Source organism: Bacillus sp. AFS053548 (genome assembly GCF_002575105.1).
Classification (GTDB): domain Bacteria; phylum Bacillota; class Bacilli; order Bacillales; family Bacillaceae_G; genus Gottfriedia.
Map to the genome: position 1 here is coordinate 77,493 of NZ_NUHI01000020.1, position 14,203 is coordinate 91,695.

Consider the following 14,203-nt stretch of genomic DNA (forward strand, 5'->3'; position numbering starts at 1 on the left):
CTTATTAGGCCTCCTTTTCATAATAATGTAAGAAAATTTCCTCCAGGTCAGGCTCTTCAATCCATAAATTTTCAATTTCGATTTCCGCTATTTTCTTTAAAACTATATTTATATTGCCTTTAAAAATAAAGCTAACCGTTTTACCTTTGATTTCAATATTATTTACCCCTGGCATATTGAAGAAATTTGGGTCTACACTGTTTTGAATATCTATTTTAAATCGTTTGTAATTGTTTTCTTGTAGTGTGCTTATTTTTTCTACTGTCACAATCTTACCTTCTTTAATAATTGCAACTCGATCACATAAACGTTGAACTTCACTTAAAATGTGAGATGAAAATAAAATCGTTGCTCCTTTTTTGTTTTCCTCTTCTAGTAAGTCAAAAAATCTTTGTTGCATTAAAGGATCAAGACCACTTGTCGGTTCATCCAATATGATTAACTTCGGTTCATGAAGTAATCCTTGGACAATCCCTACCTTCTTTTTATTACCTAAAGATAAATCATCAATTTTCTTCGTTAAATCGAGATCCATTACTTCAGCTAATTCTTTTATTCGTTTCGTGCAATCCTTTTTATAAAAACTAGCTGAGTATTTTAACAAATCCATCACTTTCATATTGTCATAGTAAAAAACTTCAGATGGCAAATAACCGATTTCTTTTTTTATTTCTGGAGCAAACTGTATACAGTCCTTGCCAAATATTTTAGCACTACCGCTCGTAGGATAAATTAACGAAAGTAAAGTTCGAATTGTAGTTGATTTACCTGCACCATTTGGACCAATGAATCCGAATATTTCTCCCTCTTCTATATTGAAGCTTATATCTGTGATCCCCCTTGAATTGCCATAGGTCTTCGTTAAATTATTAATTTCAATCGCGTACATAAATGAACCTCCCGCTTTGTTTTGAAATATTACATCTTGATTATTACAAAACTAGTATATACCTCAATTATAAAAAAGAGAATATGTTTTGAAATAATTTTAATAAAATATTTCAAAACATGATATACTATTGTATAGATCATGACGGAGGTATCGATTTTGGACGGATATAAAAAACGAACTCTGCAGAAAATGGAGAGCATTGAAAAAAGTACAACTAAATTATTGTCATTACCTTTAAATGATATAAAAATAGCAGATATTGCAAAATTAGCGAATGTATCACAAGTATCAATTTACAATTATTATGGTAGTAAAGAAGCCCTACTAAAAGCTACAATTATTCGATTAATGGATCATCAATACGAAGAAACAAAACAAATGCTTTCAAGTGATATTCCTTTTAAAGAAAAAATTAAAGAATTATTTATTCGTAAGAAAAACGGTCTTGATATAATTAATCTTGAAATGTTTACTGCATTGATGAAAAAAGACCCTGAACTACAAGAATTAGTTTTAGATTTTACAATGAACAAATCATTCAAATTGCTGATTTCGCTAATCGATGAAGGACGTTCACTAGGTTTAGTTCGAAATGAGGTTCAAAATAAAACATTACTAATCTATATCCAAGTCTTGAGCCAAGCCTTTTTAAATATGGACCAAACAACCTCACAATATATCCAACAAAAAGAAGTAGTAGATGAAATTATGAATATATTCTTATATGGATTACTGAAACAAGAGGACTAAAATAGAATAGTTATAAAAAAGGCATCTTTGCTTGGGCAAAGATGCCTTTTCTATTTGGAATATTATTCTAGGTAAACTTATCCATAGATTTGTATTATCCTACTCATTTTGTTCATACAATGAATTACTTATCTATATTTTAAACTCTTGGAGGAGTATATGCGCAAAACTATTCTATGGTTTAAAGAAAATTGCGACGAAATTAAGAGAGGCCTAATAGGTGGATTTACCATTTTCAGTCTAGCAACTATTTTTTTCACAACTGATTCTTCTGTAGAATACAACCAAAACGCATGTCTAAAATGGGAGTATAACAAATCTGCACAAGTCAATGTCTGCTCGATTTATAAAACATCTACTACTAACACTATTCCATACGGCTCAATGCTGAAGGAGAGATAAGAATAGAAAAAGGATAAGGCATGTACCTTATCCTTTTTTCTATTGTCCAGCAACGTCTCTTTTCTTAAATAGCTCACCAGCAGTAACAAGAAATAACAAAATATAAATAATCAGTACTGCTATAGAAAATTCAATTCTCATGCCGTTTTCTATATTGATCCCCTTTGTGTAAACCGTTAAATCAGAGTGCATAAATGGTAAAAACTTAGACCAACTTTTTGTTCTTAATAATGTTGCGATCACATCTGAGGTTGCTAGTAGGATAATGCTTATTAACAAAGAAATACTGCTTGTCCTTAACACAGTAGATAAGAAGTAAGCAACGGCAACAAAGAACAAGTATGGTAGTAGATTAATTAAGTAATCGTTTAGTAAACTTGGTAAAATACCTTGTTCTACTACATGGTTATTTACATATTGTAATACCGGTTGAGCACTAAAATGTAAGCCGTTTAATGCACTACCTATAATAAATGAGTAGATGATGATTGCAAAAGAAAAAATGAAATATAATATCACCAAACTTAAAAATTTTGCGTAATAGATCATTCTTCTTGTTGATGGTTTAACGAGCAAGAAATTAATCGTTTTCCATTGATGTTCTTTTGACATCATATTACTTGCAAAATAAATAAGAAGGATTCCTATAAAGTTCGTTACGACCGCACCTTTTTTCATAAAGTCCAACACAGTGTGTTGTTGAATTGGTGAAATATTATGTGCAAGACGATACTTATTGATCTCATATGTCTCTTTTTGCTCTTTTGCAAATGCTGGTAAGTCGGAAGAGTTTTGCTCTGCTAGTACTTCTTCTATCTTTTTATTTTCTATTTTTAATTCTGTTCTCCAGTTTTCAGCTTTTGCTGCTCCGCTTTCCTTTTCTACATAATCCCATCTTCCTAGAACAATAATTGGGATAAATAGTAAAATTAACGTTATGATAAATGATTTTTGGACGAATATTTTACGTAACTCGTTCTCAATTAATCGAATAAATTTACTCAATGACATTTCCTCCTGTCAATTGAATGAACAAATCTTCTAACCTTTCTTTTTTGCGAGTTACATAATAAATCTCTATTTCAGAAAGCACCAACTCTTTTATTAGTGAAGGAATCTCTTCTTCATCGATTTCAAAAATAATTTTTTGATCATTAATAACGTCAAATTTGTACTTGTTATCTTTATTTGTAAAACTACTTTCAAAAGCTTTCGTGCTTTTTACAACTATTTCAATAAATAACTTCTCACCACTTTTATCATTCAGATCAATTGATTCAACAAATTGACCATTTTGAATAATAATTGAGCGATCACAAATCAATTCTATTTCAGATAATAGATGACTAGAAAGTAGGATTGCAGTTTGTTCGACCTCAGCAATCTGTTTTAAATAATCACGGATTTCTCTTACTCCAGCCGGATCCAATCCATTAGTTGGCTCATCTAAAATTAAAATTGAAGGATTATGTAATAATGCTTGAGCAATTCCTAATCTTTGCTTCATTCCTAAGGAATAGGTTGAAAACTTTTTATGTATGGCATTCGAAAGTCCAAGTAAATCAATAACCTCAAGAACTCTCTCCTTTGAAACACCTTCTAACATTCGAGCAAAATACATTAGATTTTTATACCCACTATAAAAAGGGTAAAATGCAGGAGTTTCAATCATTGCCCCGATCTGTTTGATCGATTCTTTAAATTTTTCCTTAATCGAATTGCCTTGGATATAGATCTCACCACTCGTGATACTCATAAGTCCAACAATCATTCGCATTGTCGTAGTTTTTCCTGAACCATTTGGCCCAAGTAAGCCTAAAACTTCACCTTTATATAATTCAAAACTAATATCTTTAATAATCTTTTGATTACTAATCGTCTTATTTACGCTTTTTAGCTCAAGAACAATATCTGAATTCATCTTGAGGCCTCCTATATATGCAATAATCTCTTACTAACTATAAAGTTTTCCCCTTCCTTTTCTCAAAAATTAATGCTATTCTCATGGAAGGAATTGAAAGGAGAACTTTATGAAAAGAATACCATATTACTTAGTATTTGGCTCATTTATCCCATATTTATTAATCTTTGCTTTACCTTTTTTACCTGTTTCTGGGAGCTTAAAAGCTGGTCTGATCGCTCTATTAGTTATTCTTGGAGAAGGAATGTTTTGGATTGGTGGAATATTTGTAGGTAAAGATGTTATGACGAACTATCGTAAAAAATTGAGCCCGGCAAAATGGTTTAAAAATAGAAGAAAGCAAGAAAACTGATGAATAAAGGGATGCTCTCATATAGAGCCCTTTTTTTTATGCAAAATGTTGGTTGTGGATAGAATGCAACATAATGTTAACTTTGTTGATAAAGTTGTGAACAGTGTTTATAAAGTAGTGATTTTTATCCATAAAGTCATTGGATTCAAATTCAGTTGGACTTTATATGTTGATAACTAATGAGTTCAGACTGAAAAGTACGAATTTATATCGAACATTGTTGATAAAGTTGTGAACTTCTTTGATCAAGAATCCCTCTAAATCTGAAACCATTTGATTAAAAATCATAATAAAACGCAAAAAACCCACAAAATTGTGGGTAGACAAAGTACAAAAAACATAAATTACTTGCCTTCTAATTGCTTCCATTTATTTTGCATAACAGGTGGCTCATAGTTTTGCATTAGTTTTAATAGGTCGTCTGCATTTTCTGCAACAACAAATAAGGAAAGTGTATTTTCGTTCATAAATCCTTCTTTTATAGCATGTTTAAGTAAATCTAACACAGGGCTAAAGAAGTTATCAACATTTAATAAACCGATTGGCTTATTGTGGATTCCAATTTGTGCCCAACAAATAATTTCAAATAATTCATCGAAAGTACCAATTCCGCCCGGCAATGCAATAAACCCATCGGACATCTCGTTCATTAAAGCTTTACGCTCATGCATTGATTCTGTCTCAATGAATTGCGTTAGCCCTTTATGGGCAACCTCTCCACGAAATAATCCACCAGGCATAATGCCAATGACATTTCCACCTTGTTTTAATACTTCATTTGCGATTTCTGCCATAATCCCTAGTCTTGATCCACCATATATTAAATCTATATTATTACTAGCAAATAAGGCACCTAGTTTTTTTGCTTGAAGACTAAATGACTCTCTATTCCCAAGATTTGAACCAGCATAAACACAAATTTTCTTCATAAAATGTCACTTCCTTCGATGTATTTTACTTTATTTTAACATATCTTTCGATTAGGATTGTAAAGATAAAGTTAACTAATTATTTTTTAGGAGTTGAAAAAATGAATTTAGGTACCATTGGAACAAGCTGGATTACAGAAAGTTTTATCGAAGCTTCAAAGGATAGTAAATTGCTTAAATTAACTGCGATCTATTCTAGAAATGAAGAAACTGCAAGAGCATTTGCTACAAAGCACAACGCTCCTAAGTTTTTTACGAATATTGAAGAGTTAGCAACAAGCCCTGATATTGACGTAGTATACATAGCATCTCCGAACTCATTGCACTATGAACAAAGCATTTTACTATTAAAGAATAAAAAACATGTTATTTGTGAAAAACCAATTTTCTCAACAATTAATGAGTTAACTCATGCCTTTAAAGTTGCAGAAGAAAATGGAGTTTATTTATTTGAAGCAATTCGTAACTTCCACTCACCAAACTTTACAGCTTTAAAAGAAGGTCTAGAAAAAATCGGCCAAATTAGAAGTGCTAATCTGCATTATTTACAATATTCTTCTAAATATGATGCATTTCTAAGAGGTGAAAATCCAAATGTTTTCTCTCCCGAATTTTCTGGTGGAGCGTTAGTAGATTTAGGTGTTTATCCAATTTATGTAGCGATTGGTTTATTCGGAAAACCAGCCTCAGTAAATTATACACCTGTTAAATTGCGTACAGGTATTGATGGTAGTGGAACATTAGTGTTAAACTATGAAAACTTTACCTGTAGCATCCAATGCTCTAAAGTCTCTCAATCATATATTGAAAGTGAAATTACTGGTGAAATTGGAACTTTAGTTCTTGATAAACCATCTCCAATTTCAAAAATTACTTTGATTAACCATAAATCTAAGCAACGAGAGTCATTGGAAGTTAGCCAAGTACCAAATGATATGCTATATGAAATCCAAAATATTACTAGCATAATAAAGGAATCAAATCAAACAGAATATGAAAACTTAAAAGAGCTTAGCAAGTTAGTTTTAACAGTAACTGAATCTGCGAGAAAGCAAGGCGGAATTGTTTTTGGAGTTGAAAATAAAGAAAACTAGCCGATTGGCGAGCCTTAGGTGAAGACAGAGGCGTAGTTGCATTTATACTTAATTCCTAAAATTGGCAACTAACGTCGAGTTTTCTTGTGCGTTGCCAATTTATACTTTCTAGTGAAATTAAAAATACCAGTTATCCGATTAGGTGGATACTGGTATTTTTTCTGAAGTTTTTTTCGATTAATTATGTAAGAGCTGATTAAAAAAATTAATCAGCTAATTATTTTTTAATATACAACAACCCATCCAACCCCTGGCACAAAGTACCATCTTCTACCATTTAGAATATAATACCCTCCAGACCAATAACCTCCATGTCCCGGCCCATATCCTGGTCCATGTCCCGGCCCATATCCTGGTCCATGTCCTGGTCCATGTCCTGGTCCATGTCCTGGTCCATGTCCTTGACCGTATCCTGGTCCATGTCCTTGTCCATGTCCTTGTCCTGGTCCGTATCCTGGCCCATGTCCTTGTCCTTGTCCTGGTCCATATCCTGGCCCATGTCCTTGTCCTTGACCTGGTCCATATCCTGGCCCATGTCCTTGTCCTTGTCCTTGACCCGGTCCATGTCCTGGTTGAGCATATTCTGGTCCAGGATATCGACTAAATAATTCATCAAAAACCATGCACTCACCACCTAAATAGAATCATTTCCCTATAACTTATTAATTCTGATAAAGGCATGAGCAAGTACTACTACATTTACATGACTTATTTATATAATTGATGTTTTCGCCTATAAGTTTAAATGAATTCTATATAAAATAATTACCTTTTTCTCTTATTCTATACATTCTTCAAGTTCTTTATATAAAGCAATACTTTTTAAGTCTAATTCTTCAAGTTCTCGATGATAATTCTGTAAAATGGTTAGATCATTTTCAAGCGACATTTGTTTATTAATTTCACTGATTGCTTCTTCTAATGAATAGATTTCATTTTCAATGTCTTCTATCTTTCTCATTTTTGTTTTTAATTTTATCGGTTTAGAATACGAATTAGTTTTGATTACTTTCTCTTTTTCTTGATTATTTCGATAGATCGTCATTTTTTCTTTTGCAATTTGGTATTCATCGATAAATTCAAAAAGCCCACCATTGTCTAGCCAATAAATTTTTGAAAATAGTTTATTAATGAAATAACGGTCATGCGAGACGGAAAGAATCGTTCCTTTAAATTTTTCAAGAGCGTCTTCTAATACTTCTCTAGATTCAATATCCAAATGGTTAGTAGGCTCATCTACGATTAATAAATTAATATCTTGATACATAAGTTGCGCCAATCTTAATCTCATTCTCTCTCCACCACTAAGTTGACTTACTTTGCGATAGACCATATAGCCATAAAATAAAAAGCCAGCTAATATATTACGTGCTTCCCCTTCCGTAACATGTACTTCCTCCCTGAATTCCTGAAGTACGGTGTGATCCGAATGGACTGGTTCGTAATGTTGTGATAAATAACCGATCTTTACGTTACTACCTAGCTTAATTTTTCCTTCCTCCATTGCTGACTGACCTAAGATCATCTTCAACAAAGTTGATTTCCCTGTCCCATTATCTCCTACAATAACCGCTCTTTCACCATAGTATAATGAAAAGTTAAGTTGATTAAATAAAACTTTTTCCGCAAAGGATTTTGAAAGATTTTCTACAACAATTACATCTTTTCCACTACGGCCAGATTCCTCTAACTGAAATGCCATTTTCTTTTTTTGTAAGACCGGTCGTTTTAATCTCTCAATTCGTTCTAGCGCTTTTTCCATACTTCTTGCTCTTCTGTGCAAACCAGCATTCGGTGGATTTGCTTGATTAGCCCATTCTCTTAAGCGCTTAATCGTTTCTTTCATTTTTTGTATTTTCTTTTGCTGCTCTTCATAAGCCTGAAATTCATTTAGTAATCTTTCTTCTTTTTGAATAACATATTGTGAATAATTCGTATAGTAGACGTTAATTTCTCCATCTTCTAATTCTAAAATATGATTGACTACTTCATCTAAAAAGTAGCGATCATGCGAGATGACAATAATCGTTCCTTCATACTCCTTTAAGTATGAACCTAACCACTCAATAGCAGATAAATCTAGGTGATTTGTTGGTTCATCAAGTAATAATAAATCAGGTTGTTGTAAAAGGACGATTCCTAATCCAATTTTTGTTTTTTCTCCACCACTTAAAGAAGCAAATTGTTTAGTAAGTAAGTCAGTGATTCCTAATCCATTAGCAATTTTCGCAAGTGAAGCTTCCATCTCATAACCACCGTTATTACTAAACTTCTCTTGTAATGATCCATAACTTACTAGCAATTGTTCTAAAGTACGTTCATCTACCGTTTTAGACATTTTTATTTCTAATTGCTTCATTTCATTTTCTATTTTTCGTAATTCTTCAAAAACCGTTAATAAAACATCCCTACTAGTCATCTCATCTGGAAAAACAGGAATTTGAGCTAAGTATCCTGTTTTTAATCCTTTTTTAAAATGAATTGAACCAGTATCAGGTGATTCTATACCCGTTAAAAGTTTAAAAATACTAGTTTTACCACTTCCATTTGCTCCAACTAAACCTACACGGCTACCTTGATGTATTTGAAATGATAAATCCGTAAAAAGTGAATTTCCACCAAACATTTTTGAAATTTTATCTATACTACATGCGATCATAATAATTCTCCTTCTATTTTCCGTACCAATCCATAGAAAAAAGCCATAGATTAATGAACTCATCCATGGCTTAAATAATGATTTAAATAGAAGTGTGTAATCACACGATTATTTTATCAATTGAAGTCGTAGGAAAGAGTACGTTTTCGTTTTATTTGAGTTATTAAATTGTTAAAAATGGACAGACCTATCCCGTTAACAGCTAAAAACGCAAATTTTGCACGACAATAATATAAAAATTCTATCATTTGTGCGCAAACCATTTGATAACGTAACATCTTTTCTACACCTCCTTTTCGAACTTAAATTTATTTAAATTATAAAATATTTTAACTTTTAGCACAATACTTATTCTATTTGGCTATACTTAAAACTGTCAGTTATTGTTCGCAATTCATACATAAATATTCTATAAACTTAAAAGAAAGAGGAGAAAGAATGAAAAAGATTTTACCTCATATTTACGTTGAAAACTGTAAAGAAGAACTTGATTACTACAAACAAATCTTTGGAGGAGAAATAAAAAACACACAAACCGGCGATGGTATTGAAATGTTTAAAGGGCACGAAGGAAAATACATACACGCAGAATTACACATCAATGAAAACTGTGTAATTTATTTTGCAGATGCTTTTAGACCATTAATTAAAGGTGACAATGTTTGGACAACGCTAGACATGACTTCTGAAGATGAAATTAATTCAATTTATGAAAAGTTAGCAAAAGACGGAGACATTCATATGGAGCTTCAAGACACATTTTGGAATTCTAGATTTGCTGTTGTAAAAGATAAAAATGGATTTACTTGGGAGTTAAATTATTCTAAGCAAGTGTAACCGGAAAAAATAAAAGCGAAGAACTTAAATTCTTCGCTTTTTCTATACTATTACAATTGGGTTAAGATTATTGGCTCGCCTTTTGTTACAACAATTGTATGCTCACATTGAGCAACTAAACTCTTATCTGGCGTCACAAATGTCCAGCCATCTCCTGACTCGATAATATGGTCTGCATTTGCAGAGATAAATGGCTCTACCGCTAATACAAGACCATCCTTTAATAACGCTTTATCCATTGGATCGAAATAACTTAAAATATGTTGTGGGCTTTCGTGAAGGCTTTTTCCAATTCCGTGGCCAGTTAGATTTTCAATTACATTTAAACCATTTTTCATTGCTTCATTATATACTGCTCTTCCAATTTGGTTTTGCTTTGAACCTGCTTTTGTTTTTTTCATTGCAGCCCAAAATGCATCTTCTGCAACTTTACAAAGCTTCTCTTTTAGTAAGTCACCTTTTCCAACTACAAAAGAGATTCCAGTGTCTGCATAGTATCCATCTAATGCTGCTGACACATCGACATTAACTAAATCGCCATCTTGAAGTACTCTTTCTCCCGGAATTCCATGAGCTACTTCTTCATTAACACTAATACAAGTTGTGCCAGGAAAATCATACTCTTTTTGTGGGGCTGAAGTTGCACCATGCTCCTCTAAAACTTGTCTACCGATTTCATCTAATTCTTTTGTTGTCATTCCAACGACAGCTCTTGCCTTCATTTCTTCTCTCGCTAATGCTACGATACGGCCGATCTTTCTTAAAGCTTCTAATTCTTGTTCATTATTGATAATCATTTTACTGCTCCTGATTCTTTTAATAATTTGACTTTCTTATATTATGCCATAATATTACTATGTTATAGTCTTTTAAGCACTTATACAAGACAAAAAAGGCAGGATTAATGGAAGAGGTTTAGGGGACGAAATCGATTTTAAGAGACTAAGGCACCTTTATTTAACCTTGAAACGTATAAGGAACAGATGATTCTAATAATTTTTCGATTCCCAACCTATGATATGGCATTAATTGATTTGCCATTTTGAGATCCATCCATTTAATTTGTAGGATTTCCTCTTCATGTGAAATAACTTGATCTCCACCGATTATTTTTGCACTAAATGTAATTAAAATTGCATGATGCCCTCTTTCAGGAAAAAAAGCTTCATTAATCGCGACAATATTGCCTACTTCCACTTCTAATCCAGTTTCCTCAAACGCCTCTCGTACTGCTGCTTGTTTTAACGTTTCATTTTCTTCAACAGCACCACCAGGTAATGTCCATACTTCATTTTCATTTTGTACCATTAAAACACTTTTATTTACTTCATCATAGATAAGCGTATAAACCACATTGACCTTTTTCATTTTGCCACCTTTACTAGACCTTAATAAGATTTTTAAATTTCAATAAAAAAATAAGCGTTCTTCTATAAAAAAACGCTTCGTGTTTTTGCATTATATAAAACTCTGTACAATCTTACCTTTTCCACCCTTAACATCTACTTCTGCAAATGCTCCATTAATCAAAGTAATTTGAGGTGGCACATGCCCGCAATCAATATCATAAATAATTGGGATTGCTAATTCTTTATTTAACTCATTATATACATCTTCTATTGTATAGTTATCTACAGTTTGATTTGCCGCACTACGTCCAAATAATATCCCAGCGCAACTTTCAAACCATCCTGCAAGTTGCATTTGTACTAAGGATCTTCTTAAATCTGTTGTATTCATTTCACAATTCTCGAAATACCAAATGATTGGTTCCTCTTCAATGTATTTACTTCTAAAAGAGCGTACATCTCCATAGGGAGTTCCGACAAGATGTCTAATCACATCAATACATCCACCTAGCAATCTTCCTTTGATTTTCTCATTTTCATTCGATGTAGTTTTCCAATTTGTTTTTTCGGACAAATGAAATACATATGGTGATGGATTTTCATGCTGCCATTTTGCTTGGAACAATTCGGATGAAGTTTGAGTGATGGAGCTACCGGATTTAGTTGCTAACACCTTCTGCCACATAGCCGTTGTATCGTCAGAGTATTCTCCTCTTAAATCGATTAAATTCGTACCGTGTGCAGTAGCAATCCCTGTTGTTAACGTTAATGCTAATAAAATAATACTCGTATCAGAATATCCTAAAATCCATTTTTCCTTATAGCTTTCAAATGCTAATTTATTAAGAATCTCTATTGCAAGCTCTCCACCCCACGGTGGAAAAATTAAATCTATTTTCTCATCTTTCATCATTCGATTTAGTTCATATGCACGTTTGTTAGCATTCGCTGATTTTGCTTTATCCTGCGTCCAAACAATATCTCCACATTCCACTTTAAAACCATCTCTTTCCATGCGGTTTATGGATTGCTTCATCAATTCGTGGAACTGCTCTTTTAAGCCTGATGATGGTGCGGTCACCCCAATTGTTGCACCACTTTTTAAAACTGGATACTTAATCATTTTATCACCCATTTTCTTTTAACTGATTCTAATAGAATACGATTGGATATACAATAATAATTTCTAAATTATGGAATTTTACTAAATTACATACCATTTTCATTTTCCTTTCATAAAACTTGTTTACATTATATTTAAATCCAGTAAGGAGGATTATGAAATGGAATCAATTGAACAAAAGCAAACAAATAAGACAACAAGTGCACCAATACAAAATATATTAAAAAAAGTTCCAGAGGTAACAATCTTTTTCTGGCTTACTAAATTGGTAACGACTGGTATGGGCGAAGTTTTTTCCGATTATATTGTAAAAACTTTAACACCAGTAATAGGTGTTGCAGTAGCTTTAATCGTCCTAATTCTGTCTTTAATCTTACAATTTAAAGTCCGTAAATATGTACCTAGTATATATTGGTTAGTTGTTGTAATGATTAGTGTATTTGGTACAGTAGCCGCAGACGTTGTACACGTTGGTCTCGGAGTTCCATATGTGATATCAACGGTGTTTTTTGCAGTTTCGTTGGCAATTATTTTTATGATTTGGTATAAGATGGAGAAAACTCTTTCTATCCACAGTATATACACACGACGCCGTGAGATTTTATATTGGTCGGTCGTAATGGGAACTTTCGCTTTAGGAACTGCTGCTGGTGACATGACTGCCTCAACAATGCATTTAGGTTATTTTACATCAGGTTTACTGTTCGCAGCTTTATTAGCAATTCCCGTTATTGGTAGAAAATTCTTCAAGCTAAATGAAATTTTCTCATTCTGGTTTGCTTACATTATGACTAGACCTGTTGGAGCATCGTTTTCTGACTGGAGTTCTGTATCTCAAAAGCACGGTGGACTTGGATTCGGTGGTGGGCCAGTAAGCCTAGTATTATCGATTATCATCATTATCCTAGTTGGTTACCTTTCTTTTTCAAAGAAGGATGTACAAAATGAGGTTGATGTTCCCCAATCTACAATCGCTTAATAACATATTAAAAAAAGAGCTGATGTTGAAATACTGTCATCAGCTCTTTTTAATTATCTATTTTTAAACAAGATTGTGTATCGCAATCAGCACCAATATAATTCCACTAATAATGGAACTAAATTGTCCAAGCGACCATCCACCAATTTTCACATTAGCGACTTTTTTTCCTAACAGGACGCCTAACCAGATTGCTAAAAAGCTAAAAATACTGGCCGCTATCGATATTGCAAATGGTGAAAGTCCGATTAAACCAACACCTAAGCCATTCGTAAGTGCATTCATTGAAACAGCAGTCCCTAGTATGATTGCTTCAAAACTACTTATGTCTCCTGAATGATCAACATCGGCTTTCTCCGGTGAACTTAAATAATTTGTAACGATATTTGAAACTGATTCGTCATCATTATTTATTATGGTCTGTTTATCTTTTCTTGGAAAAGTAAGTAGAACAATTCTAAGTCCAATTACTAGTAAAAAAAATGCACCAATTACATTCGAAAGTGTTCCTGGAAACACTTTTGAAATATATTGACCTGAAACAATACCTGCTTCACTGAAAATAAACGCTATGATTGAAATAATTAAATTCGCTAATAAACCAACCTTTATACCTCGAATTCCATAAGTTATTCCTACTCCAAAATTATCAATACTAGATGAAAAGGCAAGAAATAAAACAGTGATCCAAATTGAATAATGCATAGTTTATGCTCCTTACTTCATCCTTTTTTGCGACAAAAGTTATTTGCCTAGCTTTTTATAACCTATGAAGAATTTATGATTAGTCAACTTGTTCAAAGTTTAAAAATTTACTAATAAAAAGATTATGAGAGTATAGACTTTTTAATAAACCTTATAAAAATGCTTTGAAACAAAAAGAGGTAAATGAGCTTTTTAAAATGTACCCTATAGA

General features: G+C 32.6%; 17 protein-coding genes. 6 read left to right on the plus strand and 11 right to left on the minus strand.

Annotated features, from left to right (window positions below):
- Positions 1 to 4: 4 nt before the first annotated feature.
- A complete protein-coding gene (locus CN946_RS10630; RefSeq protein ID WP_098861085.1) occupies positions 5 to 889 on the minus strand; it encodes an ABC transporter ATP-binding protein in 885 nt (294 codons plus the stop codon).
- 159 nt (positions 890 to 1,048) lie between these two features.
- Between CN946_RS10630 and CN946_RS10635 the strand changes: the two genes are divergently transcribed.
- Both CN946_RS10635 and CN946_RS10640 read left to right on the plus strand, forming a co-directional pair.
- Complete coding sequence (locus CN946_RS10635) at positions 1,049 to 1,642, plus strand: TetR/AcrR family transcriptional regulator (protein WP_176547290.1); 594 nt, start codon at positions 1,049 to 1,051, stop codon at positions 1,640 to 1,642.
- Positions 1,643 to 1,801: 159 nt separating this feature from the next.
- Positions 1,802 to 2,044, plus strand: a complete 243-nt coding sequence (locus tag CN946_RS10640) for a hypothetical protein (protein ID WP_098861087.1) — start codon at positions 1,802 to 1,804, stop codon at positions 2,042 to 2,044.
- A 39-nt stretch (positions 2,045 to 2,083) separates the two neighbouring features.
- Here the strand turns inward: CN946_RS10640 and CN946_RS10645 are convergent, their stop codons facing one another.
- Positions 2,084 to 3,049 carry an ABC transporter permease gene (locus tag CN946_RS10645; protein WP_176547291.1) on the minus strand — a complete coding sequence of 322 codons (966 nt, stop codon included), beginning with the start codon at positions 3,047 to 3,049 and terminating at the stop codon, positions 2,084 to 2,086.
- Entirely contained in the window at positions 3,042 to 3,965 is a 924-nt protein-coding gene (locus CN946_RS10650; protein WP_098861089.1) for an ABC transporter ATP-binding protein, read from the minus strand. The genes CN946_RS10645 and CN946_RS10650 overlap by 8 nt, the downstream gene beginning before the upstream one ends.
- A 109-nt stretch (positions 3,966 to 4,074) precedes the next feature.
- Between CN946_RS10650 and CN946_RS10655 the strand changes: the two genes are divergently transcribed.
- Positions 4,075 to 4,317, plus strand: a complete 243-nt coding sequence (locus CN946_RS10655; RefSeq protein ID WP_098861090.1) for a transporter suffix domain-containing protein — start codon at positions 4,075 to 4,077, stop codon at positions 4,315 to 4,317.
- A gap of 344 nt (positions 4,318 to 4,661) precedes the next feature.
- Here CN946_RS10655 and CN946_RS10660 read toward each other — a convergent pair whose 3' ends face one another.
- Positions 4,662 to 5,246 (minus strand): LOG family protein, encoded by a 585-nt coding sequence (locus tag CN946_RS10660; protein WP_098861091.1) that lies wholly within the window; start codon positions 5,244 to 5,246, stop codon positions 4,662 to 4,664.
- Between the two features lie 101 nt (positions 5,247 to 5,347).
- On the opposite strand from CN946_RS10660, the gene CN946_RS10665 reads away from it, so the two are divergent.
- Positions 5,348 to 6,340, plus strand: coding sequence for a Gfo/Idh/MocA family protein (locus CN946_RS10665; protein WP_098861092.1), 993 nt, complete (start codon positions 5,348 to 5,350; stop codon positions 6,338 to 6,340).
- Positions 6,341 to 6,564: 224 nt separating this feature from the next.
- Here the strand turns inward: CN946_RS10665 and CN946_RS23145 are convergent, their stop codons facing one another.
- The 3 genes from CN946_RS23145 to CN946_RS23815 all read right to left on the minus strand — a co-directional run bounded on the left by CN946_RS23145 (position 6,565) and on the right by CN946_RS23815 (position 9,277).
- Positions 6,565 to 6,963 (minus strand): hypothetical protein, encoded by a 399-nt coding sequence (locus CN946_RS23145; RefSeq protein WP_141546894.1) that lies wholly within the window; start codon positions 6,961 to 6,963, stop codon positions 6,565 to 6,567.
- A 155-nt stretch (positions 6,964 to 7,118) separates the two neighbouring features.
- Positions 7,119 to 8,999, minus strand: coding sequence for a ribosomal protection-like ABC-F family protein (gene abc-f / locus CN946_RS10675; RefSeq protein ID WP_098861093.1), 1,881 nt, complete (start codon positions 8,997 to 8,999; stop codon positions 7,119 to 7,121).
- A gap of 116 nt (positions 9,000 to 9,115) precedes the next feature.
- Positions 9,116 to 9,277 (minus strand): RAxF-45 family protein, encoded by a 162-nt coding sequence (locus CN946_RS23815; RefSeq protein WP_353616192.1) that lies wholly within the window; start codon positions 9,275 to 9,277, stop codon positions 9,116 to 9,118.
- 160 nt (positions 9,278 to 9,437) lie between these two features.
- On the opposite strand from CN946_RS23815, the gene CN946_RS10680 reads away from it, so the two are divergent.
- Complete coding sequence (locus tag CN946_RS10680; RefSeq protein ID WP_098861094.1) at positions 9,438 to 9,836, plus strand: VOC family protein; 399 nt, start codon at positions 9,438 to 9,440, stop codon at positions 9,834 to 9,836.
- A 50-nt stretch (positions 9,837 to 9,886) separates the two neighbouring features.
- On the opposite strand, the gene map is transcribed toward CN946_RS10680, so the two are convergent.
- The 3 genes from map to CN946_RS10695 form a co-directional block, all read right to left on the minus strand.
- Positions 9,887 to 10,633: a type I methionyl aminopeptidase gene (gene map / locus CN946_RS10685; protein WP_098861095.1), complete on the minus strand. Its 747-nt coding sequence runs from the start codon at positions 10,631 to 10,633 to the stop codon at positions 9,887 to 9,889.
- Between the two features lie 160 nt (positions 10,634 to 10,793).
- Complete coding sequence (locus CN946_RS10690) at positions 10,794 to 11,204, minus strand: NUDIX hydrolase (RefSeq protein ID WP_098861096.1); 411 nt, start codon at positions 11,202 to 11,204, stop codon at positions 10,794 to 10,796.
- A 90-nt stretch (positions 11,205 to 11,294) separates the two neighbouring features.
- Positions 11,295 to 12,308 carry a S66 family peptidase gene (locus CN946_RS10695; protein WP_098861097.1) on the minus strand — a complete coding sequence of 338 codons (1,014 nt, stop codon included), beginning with the start codon at positions 12,306 to 12,308 and terminating at the stop codon, positions 11,295 to 11,297.
- A 160-nt stretch (positions 12,309 to 12,468) separates the two neighbouring features.
- Here CN946_RS10695 and CN946_RS10700 point away from each other — a divergent pair, with 160 nt between their 5' ends.
- A complete protein-coding gene (locus tag CN946_RS10700) occupies positions 12,469 to 13,287 on the plus strand; it encodes a COG4705 family protein (RefSeq protein WP_098861098.1) in 819 nt (272 codons plus the stop codon).
- Positions 13,288 to 13,350: 63 nt separating this feature from the next.
- On the opposite strand, the gene ytaF is transcribed toward CN946_RS10700, so the two are convergent.
- The gene (gene ytaF / locus CN946_RS10705) at positions 13,351 to 13,992 is read right to left on the minus strand and encodes a sporulation membrane protein YtaF (RefSeq protein WP_098861099.1); all 642 of its coding nucleotides are present in this window, start codon (positions 13,990 to 13,992) and stop codon (positions 13,351 to 13,353) included.
- Between the last annotated feature and the right edge of the window lie 211 nt (positions 13,993 to 14,203).

Coding starts and splice junctions, on each gene's coding strand:
- CN946_RS10630 (WP_098861085.1), bottom strand. CDS start 889: ATGTACGCGATTGAAATTAATAATTTAACGAAGACCTATGGCAATTCA.
- CN946_RS10640 (WP_098861087.1), top strand. CDS start 1,802: ATGCGCAAAACTATTCTATGGTTTAAAGAAAATTGCGACGAAATTAAG.
- CN946_RS10650 (WP_098861089.1), bottom strand. CDS start 3,965: ATGAATTCAGATATTGTTCTTGAGCTAAAAAGCGTAAATAAGACGATT.
- CN946_RS10655 (WP_098861090.1), top strand. CDS start 4,075: ATGAAAAGAATACCATATTACTTAGTATTTGGCTCATTTATCCCATAT.
- CN946_RS10660 (WP_098861091.1), bottom strand. CDS start 5,246: ATGAAGAAAATTTGTGTTTATGCTGGTTCAAATCTTGGGAATAGAGAG.
- CN946_RS10665 (WP_098861092.1), top strand. CDS start 5,348: ATGAATTTAGGTACCATTGGAACAAGCTGGATTACAGAAAGTTTTATC.
- CN946_RS23145 (WP_141546894.1), bottom strand. CDS start 6,963: ATGGTTTTTGATGAATTATTTAGTCGATATCCTGGACCAGAATATGCT.
- abc-f (WP_098861093.1), bottom strand. CDS start 8,999: ATGATCGCATGTAGTATAGATAAAATTTCAAAAATGTTTGGTGGAAAT.
- CN946_RS23815 (WP_353616192.1), bottom strand. CDS start 9,277: ATGTTACGTTATCAAATGGTTTGCGCACAAATGATAGAATTTTTATAT.
- CN946_RS10680 (WP_098861094.1), top strand. CDS start 9,438: ATGAAAAAGATTTTACCTCATATTTACGTTGAAAACTGTAAAGAAGAA.
- map (WP_098861095.1), bottom strand. CDS start 10,633: ATGATTATCAATAATGAACAAGAATTAGAAGCTTTAAGAAAGATCGGC.
- CN946_RS10690 (WP_098861096.1), bottom strand. CDS start 11,204: ATGAAAAAGGTCAATGTGGTTTATACGCTTATCTATGATGAAGTAAAT.
- CN946_RS10695 (WP_098861097.1), bottom strand. CDS start 12,308: ATGATTAAGTATCCAGTTTTAAAAAGTGGTGCAACAATTGGGGTGACC.
- CN946_RS10700 (WP_098861098.1), top strand. CDS start 12,469: ATGGAATCAATTGAACAAAAGCAAACAAATAAGACAACAAGTGCACCA.
- ytaF (WP_098861099.1), bottom strand. CDS start 13,992: ATGCATTATTCAATTTGGATCACTGTTTTATTTCTTGCCTTTTCATCT.